We start from the raw sequence: 19,077 nt of genomic DNA on the forward strand, positions 1-19,077 counted from the left end.
CGAGCACGTCAGGCAAGCTTGCCGAGCAGGCGCAGGAACTGCGCAGCCTCTTTCGCCGTCAGCGGCGCCAGCGTCTCCTCGGTGATCGCCTTGGCCAGGGGGATCAGCTCTTCGACGGCATGGTGTCCCGCCGCCGTCAGCGACACCAGCAGCAACCGCCTGTCGGTGTCGTGTTTCCTGAGATCGACAAAGCCGCGCGACCTCAGGCGGTCGATGACCCCCTTCACAGTCGCCGCGTCCATGGCGATCATCTGGCCGAGCTGGTTCTGGGAGGCCTCGCCCACTTCATGGAGCCTGGCCAGCGCGGCGAATTGCGGCGGCGTCAGATCGGCGATGCGGCTGGCGAAAATCGCGACATGGCGCTGGTGCGCCTTGCGCAGCACGAACCCGACCTGATCCTGCAGGCGATAGCTTTCGTCGGGCTCAGCGCCGACCAGTGCCAGGGATGCCTTGGCGGTCGTCATCGCTGACCGTCCCAGGCCTTGATGTCCCTCACCTCCAGCCCGCCCATGCGGTTGTGGATGCGCGGACCGCAGGTCATCACCAGGCAGAAAAGGATCTCGTCGGACCGCGGACCATCGGCGATGCCGACTTCCATGGCATCGAAATGCGAGCGCACGTAGGAAGCATTGATATGGCCGATCGGCACGTCGAGACGTGCGCCGAAACCGCCGACCTTCTTGGCTGACGGCACGATCGCCTTGGCCTCGCCAAGCCGTTCACGCATCGCGTAGCCGCCCGGCACATGCCAGAGGGCGCCATGCTCAAGCTCGCCGGCACTGCCGACGATGGCGCCCTTGCCGTAGCCGTCGATGACATGGGCATCGCCGCCGAGCGCTGCGATCAGCCGGTCTGTCAGGACCAGACCGAGCGGCTTCAGGTCCTCCATCGCGCTTTGCAGGTCTTCCACATAGCGCCCGGCGAAAGGGTTCCTGACCACCGCCATCGCCGCTGCGCGGCGGCGCGGTACATTCACCGCCGGCCCGCCATCATGGACGATTTCCTCGGTGAGCACCGCGATCTTGCGAATGGGGAATTCAGGCATGGACGAGATCCTTGGTTTTGTCGGATGGGCGCAGGCGGCCGCTGCGAGGATCGGGAAAACTCCCGGCGAGAGCGGTGGCCCCGTTGAGAAACAATGCTGCCGCGGCGATCAGCCCGCGCCGCCGATACTCCTCGGCGACGATCAGGCCCGCCTCCAGCGCTTGCGCGGTTTCCCGGGGCGATACCATTGCAACCCCGACCGTCACAAGCCGCGCACCGAGATCGCTGTCGGGGGCAAGTTCGAATGCCGGTTGCCGTTTGACGGCAGAATGGCCAGGCAGGTCGACGGCGTTGGCGATCAGTGTGGCGGCAGCATCGGCCGCCGCTCCGCAGTCGGCAAGCACGGTCACTGCATCGGCAATGCCGAGCGAAAACGATCGGCCACGCCAGCCGCTGGTGGCAACACCGCGCACACCGTCTTCGGCGCGCACGAGAATCCGATCCGCGAAGCCGTATCCGGTTCCGGCAATCGCCAGTTTCATCGACTGGCGAGGGGCCAGGTGCAGTGCGCTGTCGCCGCCATTGTTGACGTAGGCACGATCCAGTTTTCGTCCTGAAGCCATGGCGGCCAGCACTTCATCGGCGACAGAGCCCGCTACAGCCGCCATCGGCGTTATGAAGCGCTCCGCCAACGGCGAGACGGCGGCTTCCATGCGTCGCGCGGTCGGCCCGGCGAAGGTACGACGGGCACCAGAGGCGGGTCGGCGCAACGCCGGCAGTTCCTCGACCAGTTCCGGCAGGATGGTCTGGAAACGCGCCACCGCCTGTTCGTAGGCCGCGCGCATTTCAACGGCCTCGCCGAAGGCCTCGACGACCAGATCGATCGGCCCGTGATTCAGATGCAACCTCCTGCGATCGGCCAGCCAATGTGCCTGAGGCCTGTTCACAGATCAGCTCCGTTACGCCTGAGCTGCGCCAGGGGTGGCCAAGGGTTCGTTTCGGGTGCTCCGGTGCTGCTGCGAGGATTGAGATATTCGCCCCCGCGCGAAAAGATATCGGCAAGGCTGCGGATTTCGGCTTCATAGCCGCCCAGCCTGAGATAGTCGTCACGCCGCAAGGTGAATTCGATCGGCGCCACCAGCGCCGGTGTCGGCACATAGCCGAACGCACCCTGCGGCACCCGGCTGACATCGACCATCAAGGTGATGCCGCCGCCCGGCCAGACATAGACCGGCGCGCCGCCGACGGTGACGTAGGTCTCCAGCCGCTGCACGGAGCGCGTGAGGTTGACCGGGTTCTCCGTCACGCCTGCCCTGAGGCTGCCGCCGGCACCACCGATGAACAGCACCGTGCACAATGCCGGCTCGCAATTCTCCTCGATGAGCGACACCGATTTGTGCAACTGTTCGGGGAACGGCTTTTCGACCGGCTTCAGCGCTTCATCCAGCTCGTAATAGGCAAACTGCTCGCCGGTGGTGGAAACCATCAGCAGCGACAGGCCGGGCCGGGCGCCTTTGCCGGCATTCCAGGGACCGAGGATCGACAGCGGATCATCGATGGCCGTGCCACCCCAGCCGAGACCGGGTTCCGAGACCTTGAAATAGCGGCCCGGCGTGGAGCGGCGGCCGATGATGCGAATGCCGGTGTCCGGCCAGCCGAGCACCTTGCCGGCCTGATGTTCGGAAACCACACCGGTTATGTGATCGTCCACCACGACGACTTCGTCGACAAGCCCGCGCCATTGCGCGGCGAACATGCCGATGGTGGCCGAACCGCAACCCACCCGCATGCGATGTTCCAGCTTGCCGTCGATCACCGGCGCCTTGCCGGCCTGCACGACGACGGTGGCGCCACCGTCGATGGCAAGCTCGACCGGCTGCTGGTTGCACAGCGCCAGCAAGGCGTCGCAGGTGGCACGCCCTTCCGCCTTGGAGCCGCCGGTGAGGTGATGGACGCCGCCCAGTGACAACATCTGCGAGCCATATTCGCCGGTGGTGACATGGCCGATGGCCTCGCCGCCGGCGCGCACGGTCGCCGTCTCGTCGCCGATATGCCGGTCGGTGTCGATCTTCACCTTGACGCCGCAATAGGAGAAGATGCCCTCGGTCACCACGGTGACGAGATCCACCCCTTCCACGTCCTGGCTGACGATGAAGGGCGCCGGCTTGTAGTCCGGATAGGTGGTGCCGGCACCGATCGCGGTCACGAAACGCCGGCCTGTGTTGACCAATTCGCCGGACCACGTCTCCCCCTCGGCGACGAAAGGCACCACGGCCTGGCCGGTCTCGGCGGCATGGTCGAGGATGGTCAGCGGATCGAGGCGCACGACGTGGCCTGCGCGGTTGCCATAACGATCACAGGCACCGGTGCGGCCTTCGGCGATGTAGCACATGACCGGGCAGGCATCGCAGCGGATCTTCTCGGCAAGCTGTTTTTCGCCGGGATCGCGCGTGTCGAAACGTTCGGCGAGTTCGCTCATCGGCCCGCCTCCCTGATTGCCGACAGGATCCGTGACGGCGTCGCCGGTACTTTCGCCATCATCACGCCGGTGGCATGGCGGATGGCGTTGAGGATGGCCGGTGCCGTCGGAATCAGCGAATGTTCGCCGAGCCCCTTGGCGCCGAAAGGTCCCTCGGGGTCTGGCACCTCGACCAGGATCGTCTCGATCGGAGGCACGTCGCCGATGGTCGGGATGAGATAATCGTGCAGGTTTTCGGTGCGACCGGGGATGTATTCTTCCATCAGCGCCATGCCGATGCCCTGGGCGATGCCGCCTTCGATCTGTCCTTCGGCCAAGATCGGGTTGATCGCCTTGCCGACATCGTGCGCTGCCGTGATCTTGATCAGCCGCACCGTGCCGAGGCGCATGTCGACTTCGAGTTCGGCGAGCTGCGCCCCGTAACCATAGACGGCATAGGGCTTGCCCTGCCCCTTGGCGTCGAGCGCTGAAGTCGGCGGATCATAGGTCTCCTCGGCACGGAAGACGAAGCCGTCATCGTCCGCCGCCAGTGCGGCGAGATCGATGCGGCGCGTGGCATCGCCTTCGTGGATAAGCAGCAGGCCGCTTCCGAACGAGAGCGTGGCCGCACCGGAGACATTGGCATAGCGCAGGACGTGCTCGCGCAAGGCGCGTCCCGCCTTTTCAGCAGCCTTGCCGGTCACGAAGGTCTGGCGCGACGCCGACGTCTTGCCCGCGTCCGGAGAAATTGCGGTATCAGCGCCCTTCAATTTCAGCGCTTCCAGCGGAATGCCGAGCGCGTCGGCGCAGATCTGGGCAATGACCGTGTTGGAGCCCTGGCCGATATCGACCGCGCCCTGATGGAGAACGACTTCGCCCGTCGGCGCGATGCCCAGCTTGATCGTCGAGGGATTGGGCAGTGAAGTGTTGCCGCAGCCATACCAGCAGGACGCAATGCCGACCCCGCGCCGCAACGCGTGCCTTGCCGCTTCCTCGCCGGCGTTGAAGCTGTCCGCCTCGGCCAGAGCGCGGGTCCAATGTGTCGCGAGTGCCTCGAGACAGGCGCCGATGCCGACGCCGGCTTCAAGCTTCTGGCCGGTAACCGTTTCCGAGCCGTTTCGCAGGCAATTCTTCAGCCGGAATTCCAGACGATCGATGCCGAGCCTGTCGGCCAGCTGATCGTACAGCGCCTCCTGCATGATCGTTGCCTGCGGCACGCCAAAACCGCGGAACGCGCCGGAGATCGGACCGTTGGTATGGATGGCCCGGCCTTCGGCGCGGTAATGCGGTGTCGCATAAGGACCCGAGGCATGCACCGGCACGCGGTTGGCCACCGTCGGCCCCCAGCTGGCATAGGCACCGGTGTTGAAGTCGCCTTCGAACCGCATGGCGCACACCCTGCCGTCGGCCGCCACGCCAACCGTGGCCCGCATGGCAGCGGGGTGGCGCTTGGTCGTCGCCATCATCGATTCCGTGCGGGAGAAGGCAAGGGCGGCCGGACGACCGGTCTTCAAGGCGACCAGACCGATCAACGGCTGCACGGAGATGTCGAGCTTGGCGCCGAACCCGCCGCCGGTCGCCGTCGGCACGATACGCACCTTGTCCGGGGCGAGCCCGAGAACACGCGCGGTATCGTCACGGTCCATGTAGGGCGCCTGCGTACAGGCAACGACGACCAGCGTGTCGCCATCCATCCAGGCGTAGCCCGCCTCCGGCTCGATATAGGCATGTTCGACATAAGACGTCTCGATCGTTGCCGAGGCGGTGGCGAAGGCTGCCGCCAGAACCTTGTCTGGCTCGCCGCGCTCCACGAAGCCTTTCGTCAGCAGATTGCCGGCACGATCCGGGTGGATGGCGGGGACATCTCCGGCCTGGGCTTCGTCTGCCGAGAGCAGATGCCGCGACTGCACCCACGTGACCGGGAAATCCGTGAGATCGAGATCAGCGGCGACAACCCGCTCGGCGGCAACCAGAGCCACCGCTTCTCCGCGAAAACGGACAATACCTTCCGCCAGCGCGGGCTGGTCGGCAAAGGTCGGAATGACGCCGAACAGGTTCCGGCCCGGAATGTCGGCTGCCGTGAATACACCGGCGACGCCGGGATGCGCTGCCTGCCAGGCTGCGAGATCGCCGAACGCAAACCGTGCGTGATGATGCGGCGAGCGCACGACCAGAACGGCCAGGGCATCTTCAGGGAAAGAGTCGGCACCGAACTTCTCGGTGCCCGTGACCTTCGGCACGCCATCCAGCCGCACTGGCGAGGATCCCACCGCCTTGCCCGCGACCGGCAGCCGCAAATCGAGATCAATGCCGCCGTGCTGCCCGGCCGGATCGCTGCCGGCGACATCCAGCACCGCGGCAATGATCTTGCGATAGCCGGTGCAGCGGCAAAGGATTCCGCCCAAAGCGTCGCGCACCTCCGCTTCGCAGGGATGCGGGTTGTTCTCCAGCAGCGCGGTCGCGGTCACCAGGAGGCCTGGCGTGCAGATGCCGCATTGCGCGGCACCGTGTTTGAGAAACGACGCTTGCAGCATGGACAGCCGGCCATTGGCCAGTCCTTCGACGGTTGTGACACTGGCTCCATCGACGGATGCGACCGGCGTCAGGCAGGCGCAGACCGGCTCGCCATCGACTAGCACGGTGCAGGCCCCGCAATCCCCGGCATCGCAGCCAACCTTGGTTCCGGTGAGCTGCAGTTCGTCGCGCAGGACCGATGAAAGCCGGCTGACAGGCGAGACCGTGACGGAGGCCCGGGCGGCATTGACCTGGAAGCTTATCTCTCCGCGCGGCATGCTCATGCCGCAACCTCCGCGGGCGGTCGGCGGGCCGCTGCCTGGACAGCGCGGGAAACGATTTCACGGGCGGCATCCAGGCGGTAAGCCGCAGAGCCACGCACGTCGTCGATCGGCACAAGTTGCGGCATCGCCGCGGTCTCGACGATGTCGCCGAGCGGACCATCGAGCCTCTGGCCGGCAAGCGCCTGTTCGAGATGGGGCAGGCGTGTGGCGACGGCCGAGCAGGCGCCGACGGCGATTGCCGCATGCCGGATGATCCTGTCTTCGACGGTCAGCCGGATCGCCGCCATGGCAATCGAGATCACCAGATACCGCCGTGCGCCGAGCTTTACGAAAGCCGAACTCCCGGCCGCACTGGCCTTGGGCACACGGACAGCGGTCACCAGCTCATCCGGCCTGCGCGCGGTGCGGCGATTGCCAAGGATGAAATCGGCGAGCGGCAGATAGCGGGTCCCGCCGGTCGAGCGCAGTTCCACCTCGGCATCCAGCACCAGCAGCGCGGGTACGCCGTCCGCGGCGGGCGACGCGTTGCAGAGGTTGCCGGCAACCGACGCGACATTCTGGATCTGCGGCGAGCCGACTTCGCTTGCGGCCTGTTTCAGCCCGTCGAAGGCGGAAGGCAGAGGCTGGCGGATGATGTCCGTCCAGGTCGTGCGGGCGCCGATCGACCAGTGTGTATCTTCCTCGACAACGCCGCGCAGCGTGCCGATGCCGTTTATGTCGAGGATGTTCTCGCGAATGGGCCGGCTGCCCTGGGCGGGGTAGAAGTCGGTGCCGCCGGCAAGCACGCGCCACGATGTTTCGTCGAGCAGCGTGAGCGCTTCGTCGAGCGTGGCGGGTTTCGCGTAACGGATCACGCCTGCCTTCCCGGTTCCTCCCGAAGGAGGTTTTCTCCCCTGACGATCAACCGGTGCATCGCCGGCAAATTCATTCGTATGCAAATGATATCAGTCGCACCGGCTTTGTCAAAGCGGACGGCGTTTCCGGGCCGACTTCGACAGTCTCGCGCTTTAGACGGTTGACGCGGGCGACCATCTGATTGAGGTTCTCCACCCCGGTCGTCCAGGATGTGTCCTCAACACACCCGAGGCGACGGTCTCCTGTAAGCCGAAAGGGAACGCGATGGCCGACGAAGCACTGATCGTTGTCGATTTGCAGAACGATTTCTGCCCGGGCGGCGCGCTTGCCGTGACCGGCGGCGACGAGATCGTGCCGCTGGTCAACGACCTGATCCGCAACGCCGAGCACGTGGTGATGACGCAGGACTGGCATCCGGCCGGTCATTCCAGCTTTGCATCGAGCCATCCAGGCAAGCAGCCTTTCGAGCTGATCGAGATGCCTTATGGCCCGCAGACCCTGTGGCCGGATCACTGCATCCAGGGCAGCCTCGGCTCCGATTTCCATTCCGGGCTTGCCTGGAGCAAAGCCGAATTGATCATCCGAAAAGGCTTTCGCCCAGGGATCGACAGCTATTCGGCATTCTTCGAAAACGATCACACGACGCCGACCGGCCTTGCCGGCTACCTGCGTGAGCGCGGCATCGGCGCCATCACACTGGTCGGTCTGGCAACGGATTTCTGCGTGGCTTTTTCGGCACTCGACGCCATCCGACAGGGTTTCGCGACGACGGTGCGTCTGGATGCCTGTCGGGGTATCGATCTGAACGGCTCGCTCGACGCGATGCTGGGCCGTATGCGCGACGCCGGCGTGGTGCTGGCTTAAGTATGTTGGGGCGTGGTCCTTTCCGAGAACCGGCTCCGGCTTTCCGGGATCACGCTTTGGGCATTTGAGGGGCAGAGTGCATTTCAGGAAATTTCTGGCGGCCATTGCGTTGCTTTGCGGGAGCGCGGTTCCCGCTTTCGCTTCGGAGGGATTGCCCGGCGCGACCATGCCGCTCTGGTGGGCACTGCCCTTCGCCGGGCTGCTGCTGTCGATCGCCAGCGGCCCGCTACTGTTTCCGCACCTCTGGGAACACCACTACGGCAAGATCGCGGCAGGCTGGGCCGCGCTGGTTGTCGGCCCGCTGGCGCTGGCTTTCGGGGTCGACCTTTCTCTCGGCGCCGTCCTGCACGCGCTGCTCACCGAATACATGTCGTTCATCATCCTGCTGTTCGCCCTGTTCACCATCGCGGGCGGCATTCTCGTTGCCGGCAACATCCACGGCACGCCGTGGACGAATGCCGGCCTGCTGCTGGTCGGGGCGATCCTTGCCTCGGTGGTCGGCACCACCGGCGCCTCGATGATCATGATCCGGCCCGTCATCCGCGCAAACGACAACCGGCCGTTCAATGCGCATGTCGTCGTCTTCTTCATCTTCCTGGTGTCCAACATCGGTGGTTCGCTGACGCCGCTCGGCGACCCGCCACTGTTCGTCGGCTTCCTGCGCGGCGTCGACTTCTTCTGGACGACGGCGAACCTGTGGCGCGAAACGCTGTTCGTCACCGCCCTGGTGCTGGCTGCATTCCTGGTGCTGGACTTCGCGCTGCACTGGCGCGAGGCCGGCCAGCCGAAGATCAAGGACCCGACGCCGGATTCCAGGGTGCGCCTGCGTGGCCTGCCGAACCTGCCGCTGCTCGTGGGTGTGATCGCCGCGATCCTCATTTCGGCGTCATGGAAGCCCGGCATCGAGATCCCGGTGTTCGGCGTGATGCTGGAATTGCAGAACCTTGTGCGCGACGCCATCATCCTGGCGCTCGCCTTCGTCTCGCTGGCGGTGTCGCGCAGCGAATACCGCAGGGCCAATGGCTTTGCCTGGGGCCCGATCGCCGAGGTGGCAAAACTCTTTGCCGCGATCTTCATCTGCATCGTGCCGGTGATCGCCATCCTGAAGGCCGGCAACGATGGTGCCCTGGCGCCCCTGGTTGCCCTGGTGACGGCGGCCGACGGAACGCCCAACGATCTCGCCTATTTCTGGTTGACCGGTGCGCTGTCTTCGTTCCTCGACAATGCGCCGACCTATCTCGTCTTCTTCGAACTGGCCGGCGGCAACGCGCGCCACCTGATGGCGGAGCTCGCGACGACGCTCGCCGCGATCTCGGCGGGTGCCGTCTTCATGGGAGCCAACACCTATATCGGCAACGCACCCAATTTCATGGTCTATGCCATTGCGCGTCATCAAGGCGTCAGGATGCCGGGATTCTTCGGCTATATGTTATGGTCGGGGGCAGTGCTGATCCCGACTTTCCTCATCGCCGGATTTGTCTTCTTCCGGTGAAGGCCTTAGAGCGCACTGGGCGACATTGTCACGTCGCCTCAAACCTATAAAAAGAACGGCGAAAGGATAACCGATGACGCCAAAAGCCGTTTTCTGGGACATGGATGGGACGCTCGTCGACAGCGAGCCGCTGCACGATGCCGCCCTGGTTTCGGCCATGCGCAGCGTCGGCCTTGAGGCGCCTGCCGACCTGCATGAGCGTGTGCTCGGCAAGACCGCCGCTTTCGTCTACGACATGATGCGCGATGAATTCGGCCTGACGCTGCCGTTCGATGAATGGATCGCGCTCAAATATGATTACTATATGGCCAATGTCGCCGGCCTGCAGCCGCGACCGGGCGCAATCGAAATCTATCAGGAGCTGCGGGCGCTCGGCGTGCCTCAGGCAGTGGTTTCGAATTCCGACCGGCTGATCGTCGACGCCAATCTCGGCGCGGTCGGTCTTTCGCATGCCGGCATGAAGACGGTGAGCCGCAATGACGTGCGCGAAGGCAAACCGCATCCCGAGCCATTCCTGCGCGCGGCCTGGCTGTTCGGTGTCGACCCCGGCGAGGCGGTAGCGATCGACGACAGTGTCACGGGTGCGATGTCCGGCCTGGCCGCCGGCATGAAGACGATCTTCTGGCCGGAGAGGCCGATGCCAGGCCCTGACGGCGCGGTCGTCATCGACACCGCGGACGAACTGCGCGCCGAACTCGGGCTTTAGAGCGATCCCGGCAGAGCCGGGACGTATCCGTCAGCTGCGATAGACGGGTTCCTGCTCGTCGAGGATCGCCTTCAACTCGGCCAGATGCCGTTCCGCCTGGCCGGGATAGTCGTCCATCTCCGATGCCGTCTTTTCGGCGATCTCGTCCGAGAGCACGCGCAGCGGCCGGCCGGTCCACAGAGCCTTGATGTAGGTTTCGGCCGCGCGCTCGAAATAGAACATGCGGTTGAAGGCGTCCGCCACGCTGTCGCCGATGACCAGCACGCCGTGATTGCCCATGATCATCACCTTGTGCCTGGGATTGGCCAGCAGTTGCGAACAGCGCTCGCCCTCCTCCTCGAAGGCAAGCCCGCCATAGTGCCCGTCGACGACGGTGCGATTGAAGAAGGCAGCAGAATTCTGGTCGATCGGCGGCAAGGTGGAGTCGGCCAGCGATGCCAGCACGGTGGCATGGATCGAATGCACATGCATGACGCAGCGTGCGTGCGCGACATTGCGATGGATGGCGCCATGCAGGCCCCAGGCGGTCGGATCCGGCGCATTGGGGCCCTTCAGGGTCTCCGGGTCGTTGGCGTCGATCAGGATGAGGTCGCTCGCCTTGACGCGCGAGAAGTGCACCTGGTTCGGGTTCATCAGGAAGCGCGTGCCGTCCTCGTTCACCGCCAATGAGAAATGATTGGCCACCGCTTCGTGCATGTTGAGGCGCGCGGTCCAACGGAAGGCGCAGGCGAGATCGACCCGCTCGTCGTAGAAAGGCAGGTTGCTCAGCGATTCCTTCTGCAGGCGTGCCAGGGTCATGGTCTTCTCCTCGATTTCAAGAGGAGCATGACGCGCGCCCGACGTCACGGCAACTGGAAACGGCTGATCCAGATTTTACGTCGGGAACTGCGAGACTCCCAGGAGCACGAAGCCGGCACCGATCAGCAGGCAGAGCGGCGAATAGAAGCTCCGGTCAAGCCGAGCGAACGGCTGCTCCGGCGTCTGATGTCGCCACCACGGCGTGAAGCCGAGCACACCACGACCAAGGAAAACCAGCGCGATCATCACCGATGTGGCGGCAAGGCCCTGCTGCGGAAACGGCGTCGCGAAAACGCCCATGAGCGCCAGCGGCCACAGGGTCGCCAGAACCAGGCAGGCCGCAACGGCGAAACAGGCGAAGGTCGAAGGCATCTCGGTGACGCCACGCGTTCCGACAACAGCCCGGGCACACGAGGCGGCATCATGGCCGGGCCAGATACCGCCGATACCCCAATAGACGTGCAGCGAGGTGATCACGAGCAGGATTGCGGAAAGCGCGAAGGCAAGGACGATCATGAACAGTGTGCTCGAATGGGGCGATGAACTGAGCCGGCTGGCTATTGCGGGCCGCAAACGGCTTGCGACCGCGTCCGGGCCGGCCGCCCCAGCACGCGATCCATGTAGGCGTTGACGCTGTCGGATGCGATCGGGAACTTGCCGGCGCGCGCCCAGGCGCCCATGTCGCCCAGCAGCACGTCGACTGCTGAAAACCGATCGCCCAGCGCGAATTGTTTTTCACCCAGGCGACGGTCCAGCGCCTTCACCTCCGAGGCAAAATCATACGCCGCGGCCGGCCCCACATCGACGCGTACCTCGCTTGGCAGGATGAAACGGTGGCGCAGCTTGTTCCACAGCGGCGCTTCGAACTCCGACTGCGCGAAATGCATCCAGGAATCCATCTCGGCGCGTCCGGCTACGCCCGCATTGGCGCCCATGCCCTTGTCCGCATGCTTGTCGGCCAGATAGACACAGATCGCTGCGGAGTCGGTAACAGTCAGACCGTCGTCGACCAGGATCGGCACCTTGCCAGACGGGTTCAGCGCATAGGCCTCCGACGAGCGCAGTTTCACCGGAACGAACTCATAGGGTTCGCCGAGCTCTTCAAGCATCCACGTCACGCGGGAAACCCGCGATCCGCGCGATCCGACAGCCTTGTACATGCCGCTACCTCCGTGCATCGCGTTTCTAGACCATCGTGATCATCTACCCAAGCAGGCTCAAACGATGGTGTCGAAGAGCCGCAGGATCCACCAGGCCTGATAGATCATTGTGAAGATGATGAAAGCGATGTGGAAGCGCCGGCTCGTCGTATAGATGGCGATACCGCACAGGATGACGAACAGCGGCGTGCGGATCAGGTATTCGTGGCCGAAACGCGCGAAATGCGCCTCGCCCTTCAGCAGAGTGTCGACGACATCGAGCAGGTAGGTCGCCGCCAGCAGGCCGAAAAACCAGTTCCGGCGCGCAAAGAAGTAATCCTCGTAGCTTTTGTAATCCTGCATCGAATCGGGAAACAGGAAGGCGCACAGCAAATAGAGTGTCACCGAATAGCTGATGATGAAGAGATATTTGCCGAAGGTCCAATTGGCGACTTCAAAGAGGCCGAACTGCCACCACCAGAAATGCACCAGCGTCAGCAGCAGCGAGGCGACCCAGGCAAGATGCACCGGATAGAGCTTGTAGGCCTTGGGATGCTGGATGATACGGGCAACCCCGGACAAAAGCCGCGTCACGCCGAGACCGATCACCATGCCCATGACGATGCGCAGATGTGGGAAAACGTCATGCGCCTGGGATAAAGGCTGCTCCATCACGGTTCACCCTCTGCAGCGCGTCAACGGTCGCGCCCGTTGAACTTCTGCGGCGTCAGTGCGTCGGGTTCGACCCCTTCGAGGCAGCGTGCATTGATGGCAACCGATGCCGTACCGTCTGGCTTGGTTCCGCGGGCGAAGGATTCGATGCCGCAGACCCGGCAGAACAGATGATGGATGACATGCTTGTTGAAGAGGTAATCGGTCAGCACATCCTCACCCGAAAGCAGGGTGAAATTCTCTGCCGGGGCGAAAGTCAGGATACTGCCCAACCTGCCGCAGCGTGAACAGTTGCAGGATACCGTGTGGTCGAGGTCGACTGTCGCCTCATATGTCACGGCGCCGCAGTGACAGCTGCCATGGTACGTCTTCATCGCCATGTGAAATCCCTCGCGTTTGTCCGTCCTTGGTTTCGTCAGTCGCAGCTTTTCTTCGCAAACCGTGGAGCGCTTATGCCGAATCTGCTCAGGCGGCTTCGGCGTGTGGCGCACAGCCTTCGGCTTTGAACACGCGCCTGGTCGATGCCGGGTACTTCTGCAGGAGTGCCGCCGGCCGGATCGGCCGCGCCGAGAAATTGCCGCCGCAGTTCGGGCAGACACCCTTCAGCACCGACTCGACGCAATCCGCGCAGAAGGTGCATTCGAAGGTGCAGATCATCGCGTCGGTGGCATCGGGCGGCAGATTCTTGTCGCAGCATTCGCATCCGGGGCGTAGTTCGAGCATTTCGTTCTCCCATTCGTCGGATATCGGCGACTGAAGCCAGTCTTTCCCCTTTGTCGTGGAAAGTTAGCGATCCCGCAAGTTAAGTATCGAGCAGCTTTGTCCATATCGGTTGTTGCCTCGCCGGGTTTCGGTTCCTATAGAGGAGGCGGCCTTGATGCCGCCACAACGGGCGGCTCTACGCGTCATGCATCCGTCAGGAGCAACGAGAACAGGGGCGTCGAGACGCCTCCCAGGCACGAAATGCGGATTTGGGGGAAGGACTTCGAATGGCTGACGAATTGGCAAACGAGATCATCGCTAAGATCAAGGCTCATGCCGAGCCTGGTGGCGAGGAGATCACGACCAATACCGAGCTGACGGCACTCGGCATCCATTCGCTCGAGCTTACCGAAATCATCTTCGATCTCGAGGAAGCCTATAACATCGAAATCGAGATGAACACGGTCGATGCCTGGAGCAACCTCAAGAATGTCGGTGACATGGTTGAGGCCGTTCGCGCGCTGATTGCGAAGAAAGCCTGACCGAGGCTCCATGCGTACACGCGTCGTTATTACCGGTATCGGCGGCATCTGCGGGCTTGGCTCCGATGCCATCTCCATCTGGAACGAGATGAAGGCAGGCCGCCCGGCGATCGGGCAGGTGGTCGGCGCGGATCTGCATCAGCTGAAGGTGCAGGTCGGCAGCGAGATCAGGACGCTTCCGGAACATGGCCTGGAGCGCAAGCGGCTGGTCACGCTCGACCGCTTCAGCCTTCTTGCGATCATCGCCGCCAGCGAAGCCATGCAGCAGTCTGGCCTCATTGTCGGTGCCGAGAACACCTATCGCATCGGCGCAACCGTCGGCGTCGGCGTCTGCGGCTGGGAAACGGTCGAGGAAAATTACCGAGCGCTGCTGCTGAATGGCCGAAGCAGAGCCGATATCTTTTCCGTGCCCAAGGTCATGCCGGGTGCGGCAGCTGGCCAGATCAGCATGCAATTCGGCCTGCGCGGTCCCGTCTTCGGTGTCACCTCGGCCTGCGCTTCCGCCAACCATGCCATTGCCTCGGCCGTCGATCAGATCCGGCTCGGCAGGGCGGACGTCATGCTGGCCGGAGGCGCGGATGCTCCGCTGGTGTGGGGTATCATGAAGGCCTGGGAAGCCTTGCGTGTCCTTTCGCCAGACACATGCCGTCCGTTCTCCGCTGACCGGCAAGGGCTGGTGATGGGCGAAGGCGCCGGCATGGCCGTGCTGGAAAGCTATGAACATGCCATGGCGCGGGGCGCGACCATCCTCGGCGAGATCGCCGGCGTCGGCATTTCGGCGGATGCGTCGGATATCGTCGCGCCGACGGTCGAGGGCCCCGAGGCGGCCATGCGCTTCTGTCTCGCCGATGCTGGTTTCAACCCGGAAGACGTCGATTATCTCAACGCACACGGCACAGGCACCAAGGCCAACGACCAGATCGAGACCGCCGCGATCAAGCGCGCCTTCGGCGATCACGCCTACAAGCTCTCCGTGTCGTCGACCAAGTCGATGCACGGTCATGCGCTGGGTGCATCCGGAGCGCTGGAGATGATCGCCTGCGTCATGGCCATCCGTGACGGTATCGTGCCGCCGACAGCCAACTATCGCGAAGCGGATCCGGACTGCGATCTCGACATCACGCCGAATGTTGCGAAGGAACGCCCTGTTCGCGCGGCGCTGAGCAACGCCTTCGCCTTTGGCGGCACCAACGCCGTGCTGGCGTTCAAGGCGGTTTGATCCTGGAGCGTTTCCGTTTTCCGCGGGGATGCTCCAGCTCCTTGTTTTCATACAATTCCGAACGCAAAACGGTTGCGGATTTCACTGATATGCTCTGGCGCCTCTTGAATGCGGCGCAGGCAGGTCTAATTTTTGCACACCCACCCAGGCGGGGCGTTCGCGCCGCCCTTTCCCCGAGGCAACAATGACCGATCTTTCCGCCTTCCCGATCAATGCGCGCTGGCCTGCACAACACCCTGACCGTCTGCAGCTTTATTCGACGGCAACGCCCAATGGCGTGAAGGTGTCGATCATGCTGGAAGAGATCGGCCTGTCTTACGAGCCGCATTACGTGAATATCGGCCAGGATGAGAGCTGGACTCCCGAATTCCTGTCGCTCAACCCGAACGGCAAGATTCCCGCGATCATCGATCCCAATGGCCCGGACGGCAAGCCGCTGCCGCTGTTCGAATCCGGTGCCATCCTGATTTATCTGGCCGAGAAGACCGGCAAGCTGCTGCCGGGCGATGCGGCGCTGCGCTACGAAACCATCCAGTGGGTGTTCTTCCAGATGGCATCCGTCGGCCCGATGTTCGGCCAGCTCGGTTTCTTCCACAAATTCGCCGGCCGCGAGATTTCGGACAAGCGCCCGCTCGAGCGTTACCGCAACGAATCGCGTCGCCTGCTTGGCGTGCTTGAGAAGCGCCTCGAAGGTCGCAAATGGATCATGGGCGACGACTACACCATTGCCGATATTTCGCTGCTGGGCTGGGTGCGCAACCTCATCGGCTTCTATGAAGCAGGCGAACTGGTCGGCTTCGCCGATTTCAGCAATGTCGCGGCCTGGCTGGAGCGTGGCCTAGCTCGGCCTGCCGTCCAGCGCGGCCTCAACATCCCGGCCAAGCCCTGACGCTCCAGAGCATCCCGGGAAAAGTGCGCAGCGGTTTCCGGCCCGGAATTGACTAAAACAAATAAGCGTTTCCGTGAAAAACGGAAACGCTCTCGGCGGTCAGCCCTGCCGGATGACCAGGTCCGCCGACCGGCGGCGGGCCAGCACGCGTTCGATGTTGGGCGTATCGTTGGACGCGATCCAGGCGATGGCGTCCTCGTCGCTGCGGCCATGCTCATGCCAGCGCTGGCGTAGCCGCCGCTCGAGCTCGCCGCGGGTCACCTCGACAAAGATGGTAAAGTCGAACAGCGGCGCCAATCGAGACCAGGGCTCTTCGTCCAGAAGCAGGTAATTGCCTTCCACCAGGATGAAGCGGGTGTCGCTGCTGACAACGCCAGCCGCCGCCCGCGACAGTTCGATGCTGCGGTCGAAGACCGGGATGGCGATGTCCGGCTCGACCGCGCGTATGCGCTTCAGCAGCACCTCGAAACCCGCGAAGTCAAAGGTTTCCGGTGCGCCCTTGCGGGCGCGCAGACCACGCCTGTCGAGGATGATGTCGTCATAGTGGAACCCGTCCATCGGCACCACTTCCGCCGTTCCATCCGGCAACACGTCGTGCAGGGCCGCGGAGAGCGTTGACTTGCCGGCCCCGGGGGGACCGGCAATGGCAACAACGAAGCGTTTCGCCTTGGCCGCACGCTTGAAGATGGCGGCGGCAATGGTGGCAATCTCGGACATAGGCCGTTCCCTGCTCCAGTGGCGGCATCTTGCCGGCCATCCGCGAAACTTTCAAATCTCCCGTGGTGGGAGGATGTCCGGCTCAGCCGCTGCTGTCGATGCGCAGGAATTGCGCATCGTAAGGGACATCCAGCACGGCGCCGGCAGTGGTCGTAACCCGCAATTGGCCCGTGGCGGCGGAAACATCGTGCACCGCCTTCCCCGTTGCCGCCGGAACGGCACCGATGACATGGCGGAAGGCAACGCGCCGGTCCGGACCGAGCTCGAAGGCCGTCGTCACCCCTTCCCGCTTCAGCCAGTTGTCGCCCAGCGAAGCGGCATGGCCGACCGCGGTACGGCCGTCCTCGACGCCGAGCACACCGCGATGACGGCCGTTCCAGGGTGCGTAATCGCGCCCGCCATTCGAGATCCACAGCATGGTGATCGGCAGTTCAGCCGGTTTCTTCAGGATCAGCACGACATCCTTTTCCGCGGTGCGCGTAACCGCTGTCCAGCCGGGGCCACCGTGCTCCGCCTCGACCAGCGTGACGAAGTCCTCATGGCGCCTGTCCATGCGGTAATCGGTGAGGTCGACGGTCGCGCCATCCTTGCCGGGAAAATGGCGCAGGTCCTCGCTGCGGGCCGGATAGGCGAGCAGGTAGCTGCCACGTGCCGGATCGGGCTCCAGCGGATCGCCATCCGTCACGGCGACACGCTTCGGTGAAAAAGCAAGATGTCCGCCTTCGCGCATCGCCGTCATGGGGTGATGCGCAACGGAAATCGCGCCGTCGCCACCGATGAAGGCATGCTCCTGATACAGGAACGGATGACCGTCGCGAAGCGTGAGGATCTTCTCGACGGTGGCACCCATCACGGCGCGCTGGAGACGGAACGTTGCTCGCCAGCCGTCCGCCGTCGCCGAACTGTCGATCAAATCCCATGGGCTGTTTGCGGGCCAGCCATGCAGCGGCGCCTCCTCGATGTTGCTGCGCGAAAACGGCGCACAGAGGAAATCGCCGGAAAGCCGTGTCACGCCGTCAGGCAGGCCCTGCGGCATGGTTTCGCGCGGCTCGTCGATCCAGGGTGCCCGGTGCAGCGGCTTGAGCAGGCGCCCGTCCGCCTCGATGGTGAGGTCCGCGATATGGCCGACGGCGGTGTCGACCGAAACCGAAATGCCCCTGGCCTTGAAGGTGACCGTATCCATCGCCTGCCTCCGATTCGCGTGTCGCCAGCAAAGCGTGACGGCCGGGTGACGCGCAAGATGCGGTCGGGCTATGGCAACCGCTTTTCAGACACTTCAGGGAATCTGGCAGCCACGTTCAGGACAAACAGGACTGGCGCCGCTCGATCCGTTATGGAGAAAATTGGGGGGAGGTGAGAGGAGAACCTGGAACCGGAACAAGGCCGCGACTGCAGCCTGGCTTTTGCCCGCCCCCGTCGGAGGCATGAGCGAAACGAACCGCCGGATATCTGAAAAATGGTGGAGCCAATCGGAATCGAACCGACGACCTCTTGAATGCCATTCAAGCGCTCTCCCAACTGAGCTATGGCCCCACTCCGGCTTCTGCCGGCCGCCGTTTCCGGCGGGATATTCCGGCAAGGTTGGGACCCCGCCGGTCAGTGCAGGGCGGCTTCTAGCGCCGCCTTGCCGCAATAGCAAGTCTTTCGAAACAGCTTTTTTCGCAAAGCCGGCTCGAAAATTGGCGGACGCTCTGCGTCCGCCAAAATATCAGACGTCGTCGTCGTCGTCGCCGACGCCGATCATGTCGGAAACGTCGTCGTCTTCTTCTTCCTCGTCTTCAAGGAAGGTGTCGTCGTCATCGTCGCCCAGGTCGACGTCGTCATCGTCGTCGCCCATGTCAGGCAGGTCGTCGCCGCCCTTCGCCTCATCGTCGGCATCCTCGAGCGATACGATCTCGGCGCCTTCGTCCTCGTTTTCGACTTCCTTGTCCTCAGCCTCGTCCTCTTCTTCGAGCACGGCAGCCTTGCTGTCCTGGAAATAGGAAAGGGGATAGCTCTTGCCCGTATAGGGAGAGACGATCGGATCCTTGTTCAGATCATAGAATTTGCGGCCCGTTTCGGGGTCAACGCGTTTTGTGCCAAGTTCGGGTTTTGCCACGGCAAGCCTCGTACAAAAAGATTGGTCCCCTTAATCGCAGTTTGCGGCGCTGTCAAAGCCTAATGCCACTGCCTTCGCATGAGCCGTTTTGCCGCCTTTTTCGGGATGACGGCACGAAACGGGCGTGTTAGGAACTTCCCTGCA

The 19,077-nt window shown here is 63.6% G+C and carries 21 protein-coding genes and 1 tRNA gene; 6 read left to right on the forward strand and 16 right to left on the reverse strand.

Translation table 11 applies throughout. The features are described 5' to 3' along the window. Nucleotides 1–8: 8 nt before the first annotated feature. The 6 genes from ACFWYE_RS26945 to ACFWYE_RS26970 are packed head-to-tail and all read right to left on the reverse strand — an operon-like array spanning nt 9 to nt 7,094. Complete coding sequence (locus tag ACFWYE_RS26945) at nt 9–464, reverse strand: MarR family winged helix-turn-helix transcriptional regulator (protein ID WP_379115206.1); 456 nt, start codon at nt 462–464, stop codon at nt 9–11. Further along, nucleotides 461–1,045: an amino acid synthesis family protein gene (locus ACFWYE_RS26950; RefSeq protein WP_379115207.1), complete on the reverse strand. Its 585-nt coding sequence runs from the start codon at nt 1,043–1,045 to the stop codon at nt 461–463. Before ACFWYE_RS26950 ends, ACFWYE_RS26945 begins: the two co-directional genes overlap by 4 nt. Next, nucleotides 1,038–1,931 carry a UPF0280 family protein gene (locus ACFWYE_RS26955; protein ID WP_379115208.1) on the reverse strand — a complete coding sequence of 298 codons (894 nt, stop codon included), beginning with the start codon at nt 1,929–1,931 and terminating at the stop codon, nt 1,038–1,040. The genes ACFWYE_RS26950 and ACFWYE_RS26955 overlap by 8 nt, the downstream gene beginning before the upstream one ends. Next, complete coding sequence (locus ACFWYE_RS26960) at nt 1,928–3,463, reverse strand: 6-hydroxynicotinate reductase (RefSeq protein WP_379115209.1); 1,536 nt, start codon at nt 3,461–3,463, stop codon at nt 1,928–1,930. The genes ACFWYE_RS26955 and ACFWYE_RS26960 overlap by 4 nt, the downstream gene beginning before the upstream one ends. Beyond that, entirely contained in the window at nt 3,460–6,240 is a 2,781-nt protein-coding gene (locus ACFWYE_RS26965) for a molybdopterin-dependent oxidoreductase (protein ID WP_379115210.1), read from the reverse strand. Before ACFWYE_RS26965 ends, ACFWYE_RS26960 begins: the two co-directional genes overlap by 4 nt. Further along, nucleotides 6,237–7,094, reverse strand: a complete 858-nt coding sequence (locus tag ACFWYE_RS26970; RefSeq protein WP_379115211.1) for an FAD binding domain-containing protein — start codon at nt 7,092–7,094, stop codon at nt 6,237–6,239. The genes ACFWYE_RS26965 and ACFWYE_RS26970 overlap by 4 nt, the downstream gene beginning before the upstream one ends. A gap of 265 nt (nt 7,095–7,359) precedes the next feature. On the opposite strand from ACFWYE_RS26970, the gene pncA reads away from it, so the two are divergent. The 3 genes from pncA (at nt 7,360) to ACFWYE_RS26985 (ending at nt 10,157) form a co-directional block, all read left to right on the forward strand. Further along, entirely contained in the window at nt 7,360–7,959 is a 600-nt protein-coding gene (pncA, locus tag ACFWYE_RS26975; RefSeq protein ID WP_379064717.1) for a bifunctional nicotinamidase/pyrazinamidase, read from the forward strand. Nucleotides 7,960–8,053: 94 nt separating this feature from the next. Beyond that, nucleotides 8,054–9,451, forward strand: a complete 1,398-nt coding sequence (locus ACFWYE_RS26980) for a sodium:proton antiporter (RefSeq protein WP_379115245.1) — start codon at nt 8,054–8,056, stop codon at nt 9,449–9,451. A 73-nt stretch (nt 9,452–9,524) separates the two neighbouring features. Continuing rightward, nucleotides 9,525–10,157, forward strand: a complete 633-nt coding sequence (locus tag ACFWYE_RS26985; protein ID WP_379064719.1) for an HAD family hydrolase — start codon at nt 9,525–9,527, stop codon at nt 10,155–10,157. 30 nt (nt 10,158–10,187) lie between these two features. Here the strand turns inward: ACFWYE_RS26985 and ACFWYE_RS26990 are convergent, their stop codons facing one another. The 6 genes from ACFWYE_RS26990 to ACFWYE_RS27015 form a co-directional block, all read right to left on the reverse strand. Continuing rightward, nucleotides 10,188–10,955 (reverse strand): class II aldolase and adducin N-terminal domain-containing protein, encoded by a 768-nt coding sequence (locus ACFWYE_RS26990; protein ID WP_379115212.1) that lies wholly within the window; start codon nt 10,953–10,955, stop codon nt 10,188–10,190. A gap of 75 nt (nt 10,956–11,030) precedes the next feature. Then, the gene (locus ACFWYE_RS26995; protein WP_379064723.1) at nt 11,031–11,471 is read right to left on the reverse strand and encodes a DUF3995 domain-containing protein; all 441 of its coding nucleotides are present in this window, start codon (nt 11,469–11,471) and stop codon (nt 11,031–11,033) included. A 41-nt stretch (nt 11,472–11,512) separates the two neighbouring features. Beyond that, nucleotides 11,513–12,115: a glutathione S-transferase family protein gene (locus ACFWYE_RS27000; protein WP_379064725.1), complete on the reverse strand. Its 603-nt coding sequence runs from the start codon at nt 12,113–12,115 to the stop codon at nt 11,513–11,515. A 57-nt stretch (nt 12,116–12,172) separates the two neighbouring features. After that, on the reverse strand, nt 12,173–12,766 hold the full coding sequence (locus ACFWYE_RS27005; RefSeq protein ID WP_379064727.1) for a hypothetical protein: 594 nt from the start codon (nt 12,764–12,766) through the stop codon (nt 12,173–12,175). Nucleotides 12,767–12,789: 23 nt separating this feature from the next. Then, nucleotides 12,790–13,146: a GFA family protein gene (locus ACFWYE_RS27010; RefSeq protein ID WP_379115213.1), complete on the reverse strand. Its 357-nt coding sequence runs from the start codon at nt 13,144–13,146 to the stop codon at nt 12,790–12,792. Nucleotides 13,147–13,231: 85 nt separating this feature from the next. Then, nucleotides 13,232–13,489 (reverse strand): DUF1272 domain-containing protein, encoded by a 258-nt coding sequence (locus ACFWYE_RS27015; RefSeq protein WP_379115214.1) that lies wholly within the window; start codon nt 13,487–13,489, stop codon nt 13,232–13,234. Between the two features lie 266 nt (nt 13,490–13,755). On the opposite strand from ACFWYE_RS27015, the gene ACFWYE_RS27020 reads away from it, so the two are divergent. The 3 genes from ACFWYE_RS27020 (at nt 13,756) to ACFWYE_RS27030 (ending at nt 16,118) form a co-directional block, all read left to right on the forward strand. Continuing rightward, nucleotides 13,756–14,010 (forward strand): acyl carrier protein, encoded by a 255-nt coding sequence (locus ACFWYE_RS27020; RefSeq protein ID WP_326894184.1) that lies wholly within the window; start codon nt 13,756–13,758, stop codon nt 14,008–14,010. A 10-nt stretch (nt 14,011–14,020) separates the two neighbouring features. Next, the gene (locus tag ACFWYE_RS27025; RefSeq protein WP_379115215.1) at nt 14,021–15,229 is read left to right on the forward strand and encodes a beta-ketoacyl-[acyl-carrier-protein] synthase family protein; all 1,209 of its coding nucleotides are present in this window, start codon (nt 14,021–14,023) and stop codon (nt 15,227–15,229) included. Between the two features lie 184 nt (nt 15,230–15,413). Next, nucleotides 15,414–16,118, forward strand: a complete 705-nt coding sequence (locus ACFWYE_RS27030; protein ID WP_379115216.1) for a glutathione binding-like protein — start codon at nt 15,414–15,416, stop codon at nt 16,116–16,118. A 99-nt stretch (nt 16,119–16,217) separates the two neighbouring features. Here ACFWYE_RS27030 and ACFWYE_RS27035 read toward each other — a convergent pair whose 3' ends face one another. The 4 genes from ACFWYE_RS27035 to ACFWYE_RS27050 all read right to left on the reverse strand — a co-directional run bounded on the left by ACFWYE_RS27035 (nt 16,218) and on the right by ACFWYE_RS27050 (nt 18,933). Then, nucleotides 16,218–16,835, reverse strand: a complete 618-nt coding sequence (locus ACFWYE_RS27035) for a nucleoside triphosphate hydrolase (RefSeq protein WP_379115217.1) — start codon at nt 16,833–16,835, stop codon at nt 16,218–16,220. 82 nt (nt 16,836–16,917) lie between these two features. Next, nucleotides 16,918–18,018 (reverse strand): hypothetical protein, encoded by a 1,101-nt coding sequence (locus tag ACFWYE_RS27040; protein WP_379115218.1) that lies wholly within the window; start codon nt 18,016–18,018, stop codon nt 16,918–16,920. Between the two features lie 274 nt (nt 18,019–18,292). Continuing rightward, nucleotides 18,293–18,368 (reverse strand) — tRNA-Ala (locus tag ACFWYE_RS27045). Nucleotides 18,369–18,543: 175 nt separating this feature from the next. After that, nucleotides 18,544–18,933, reverse strand: a complete 390-nt coding sequence (locus ACFWYE_RS27050) for a TIGR02300 family protein (RefSeq protein WP_379064738.1) — start codon at nt 18,931–18,933, stop codon at nt 18,544–18,546. Between the last annotated feature and the right edge of the window lie 144 nt (nt 18,934–19,077).

The organism is Mesorhizobium sp. NPDC059025 (genome assembly GCF_042739655.1).
In the GTDB taxonomy this organism is placed as follows: Bacteria; Pseudomonadota; Alphaproteobacteria; order Rhizobiales; family Rhizobiaceae; genus Mesorhizobium.